Consider the following 3730-nt stretch of genomic DNA (forward strand, 5'->3'; position numbering starts at 1 on the left):
ATGACTCCCGAATCGACTCACCCGCAAGGCGTGCGAGCTTGGGCTGAGCCAAGAGGCCCGGAATAATGAGAGCCACAAGCGCAGCCAAAGGCACCAACGCCAACGGACCGGCCAGGTACCACATAAAAAATAAGAATAAAAAGAAGAAAGGCATATCTGCAATGGCGAGAATCGTCGTGGAAGTCACCAACTCCCTGACACGCTCTAACTCACGAATCTGAGAGATAAAAGCACCGGTAGATTTAGGGCGTGCATCATTGCGCACCCGTACTGCATGGCCATACACCAGGTCTGATACCCGTATATCCGCACGTTTACCCAGCAGATCTGTTACACGGACACGATTGACGCGCATGAGAAAGTCAAACAGGACAGCGACCATTACACCGCTGAATAAAACATATAATGTCGCCGTGGACTCTGCAGGAATCACGCGATCGTAAACTTGCTTGGCGAATAAAATACCCGCGAGCGCGAGCACATTTGCCACAGTGGTCGCCAGCATTACGTGACCATAGGGTTTCAGATCACGAAGAATGATCGACCGGAACCAATGTGTTTGCTGCGGCTTAACGTAGTCATCGACCCTGGCATCGGCAATATTGCTTGCAGGGCGCAATATGGTCACAGAATCAATATGCTTTGCTAGTTTATCCGCCGGTATCTGCGAAGCAGCACCAGCATCGCCACTAAACAAAACCGAAACAACGCGTTCTCCACTAATGGCATTAATTACCCCTACCTGCCCACCTTTCAGTTGAACGGCCAAAGGCAGCCGCCACGGGCTTAGCATGCCTTCGTCGAACCTACTGAACTTCGCAACTAACCCCGCCTGCTTGGCCATACTACGCACCATGTTCTCAGACGTTTCGCCTTTCCCCCATTGCGATGCGATACGGACATTTTCTGCCGAGAAATCAAGTCGATAATACTTGGCGATGGCGATAATTGCGCGCATCCAAGGCCGATAATCCGAAGACTGCGGACTACTACCGTCCTGACCAGGATCTTGACTCGTACCTGGGTTCAATGGCTCGTGAGTTTCCGTCATGGCAAAATCTCCACTCCCTGGATACTGCGCCCCTGCAGAGCGAAGGCCGCTCGAATTTCGCCCACGGTATACAGGCAATCGATGTTGAGCCGATACAAGTCATACTGATTATTTGCCAGCTCTACTCGCGCCTGCTGGACTTCGTCTTCAGAATTCAGGAGTTCAACGAGCGTACGTGTGCCCAGTGCCGAGTATTGTTTTCTGTACAAATCCCGCGTTTCTTCAATTGCCCGTAACCTGGCATCCAAAATGTTGAGGCTGCGTTCTAACCCGACACTCTGACTTTGCGCGATCCTTAGATCCCTGGAGACGGTAAGCTGCGCTGTATCCTTTGCGGCCTCAGCGGAACGCATGGCAAAGTTCGCGGCATCTCTGTTCGAGAAAATTCGCCCGCCCTGATAAATCGGCATGGACAAATTAAGAAAAATTGCACTTTCGTGGTCGTTCAATGCATTCGAGTCGACATATTGCTGATCCAGGTAGCGGTTCACACTGCCGTCCAACGACAATGTCGGCCACGATTGTGCACGCGCTTCCTTCAGTTGGGCCACAGCCTGGGAACGCTCCGCCTCTGCGACAAGTACACTTGGTGCAGTATTCACCTTTAATGGATCCACCATGCAGCCATTCATCACGGCACCGGGCACCCCCGGCTTTAAAACAATGGGTTCAGTAACTCCCACAAGGTTTTGTAGTACGCTGCGCCAGCGGCTGAGCTGTGCCAATGTCTGCTGACGGTTTGCCCTGGCAGACTCAATACGTGCCTGAGATTGCAAGACATCTGAACGTGTACTCGCACCACGTTGGTTGCGCATCCTTACTAAATCAGAAATGCTTGACACGCCTTCAACCTGGGCATCCGCAGAGCGCATTAACGTCTGGTAGCGCAATACCTCCAGCGCTGCCTGAGCGGTATCTCGCGCAACCGTATCAATCTGCAAGAGAACACGCGCTTGGGATGCATGCGCCGTTGCAGTCGCGGCATCGACACTGCCAGATATTTTCCCAAAATCGTAGATGACTTGAGATACATACAACTGGACAGCATGTCCGTCACCATCACCATCCGTCTCCGAGTCGTACCCACCAATCACACCGAGACTTAGCTGGGGAAAGTATCCAGCGCGTGCGGCGCGAATGTTTTGCTGCTGGCGGCGAAGTTCACCAACGGATTCACCAACCGCCGGATGCCAGCCGACGGCCTGAGATACCGCTTCATTAAAATCCAGCTCAAGAGGTGTATGGCTTGAATATGTAGTGGCAACCAGTGGCCTGGGTGAGTGAAATTGGTCCTTAGTGACCTGCCCTTGAATTTGAGAAGGACTGATAACTTCTAACTGTTCCGCCTGCGACAGAGGTACCCAGGCTCCCCCAAGCAGTAGTGAAGCCTTCAAGATATGGGAAAATGTGACAGGTAAATGATCGCATTTATGACGGATAGCCATCCATTGGCTGATGAGCCCGTATCGCTGCTTCACGTTAATCCACTTATATATGCCGCCTTGCAGTCCTATTCGAAGGCATTCGGCGGAAAATTTATTGATATTTCCTCGAAAATTTTAGTTCAATTAATCAACAGTGTAGGCGTGAGCTAATGTCCGGTGCGCCAATCGATTTTGACTATTTCATTTCAAATAATTAGTGCGGGTAATATTTTTCAGGATTTCGCCAAAAAGCGAGTAAAAAAAACCGGGCACGAGGCCCGGTAATTTCGAGGATAAGACTAAATCAAATCGAAATACTAAATATCATGCTGACCAGATTGGCTCCACATATCCCTCATTGGGTCCTCCATGTCAGCTGGCGAAATATCCTGTGAAAGATGCTCATGGAGCATGTCGGTTAACACCTCGCCAACGGAGTCACTAGAAGCCCCCAACCCGGTAATCGACTCACTCTCCAGGTAGTCACTGAGTAAGTCATGAAGACTCGGATACCCAGCCGCTTCCTCTTCTGCTGACAGGTAGTCGTGGCCATTGGATTGGTCAGAAATATGCTCAGCGATCTCAATAACGTCGCCGAGGATGTTTCCTAACACGTCTTCAAGCTGTTCTGTGACGTCAGCATCAGCCATCGGTACCAAGCCATCGGTCATCTCGTCGAAGTCCGTTATTTCGACTACGTCAGGTTCAGCAGGCGACGAACTCATCAAGGATTCACCGTCATCGCACAAGTCGGCCACATCAATCTCATCAAAGACACCAGGTCCTCCGACGTTGCCCGACATATTCGTCGGCCAGCCGTCTGTCGTGGTTTCATTGCCATCTGGATCGTAATGACCATTGCCAATGCCACTTGAGCCCGCCTTGATGATGTATGGATCACCCGGACCATCCTGGTCTACCGGAGACCCGTACTCATCTTCGATGCAGTCATAAAGCGTCTGCGGATACGCCGGATCTTTGATCTCGGCGAACTCACCTTCAAAGCCTTCGACCTTGATAACTCGGCCATCTTCCAATCTGAACGCGACGTAGGAGATCGCATTATCGAGATCTGAGTCGGCGTCTGCATCGGCATCGGCATCGGCATCCGCATCCGCATCGGCATCGGTATCTGTGTCGGCGTCTGCGTCGGCGTCTGCGTCGGCGTCTGCATCGGCATCCGCATCCGCATCGGCATCGGCATCTGCGTCGGCGTCTGCATCCGCATCGGCGTCGCAGTCGGCATCGGCATCGG

3 protein-coding genes are annotated in these 3730 nt (G+C 51.9%); all 3 read right to left on the minus strand.

The genetic code is table 11. The features are described 5' to 3' along the window. Window positions 1-1051 (minus strand): ABC transporter transmembrane domain-containing protein (locus tag AS89_RS17560; RefSeq protein WP_010133149.1); only part of this gene is annotated, 1051 nt, incomplete at its 3' end. Then, window positions 1048-2529, minus strand: a complete 1482-nt coding sequence (locus tag AS89_RS0113145) for a TolC family outer membrane protein (RefSeq protein ID WP_010133150.1) — start codon at window positions 2527-2529, stop codon at window positions 1048-1050. The genes AS89_RS17560 and AS89_RS0113145, both read right to left, overlap by 4 nt. Window positions 2530-2792: 263 nt before the next feature. Beyond that, on the minus strand, window positions 2793-3730 hold a 938-nt coding region (locus AS89_RS18875; protein WP_010133151.1), incomplete at its 5' end, for a hypothetical protein.

The sequence above is a fragment of the Microbulbifer agarilyticus S89 genome (assembly GCF_000220505.1).
Taxonomy (GTDB): domain Bacteria; phylum Pseudomonadota; class Gammaproteobacteria; order Pseudomonadales; family Cellvibrionaceae; genus Microbulbifer; species Microbulbifer agarilyticus_B.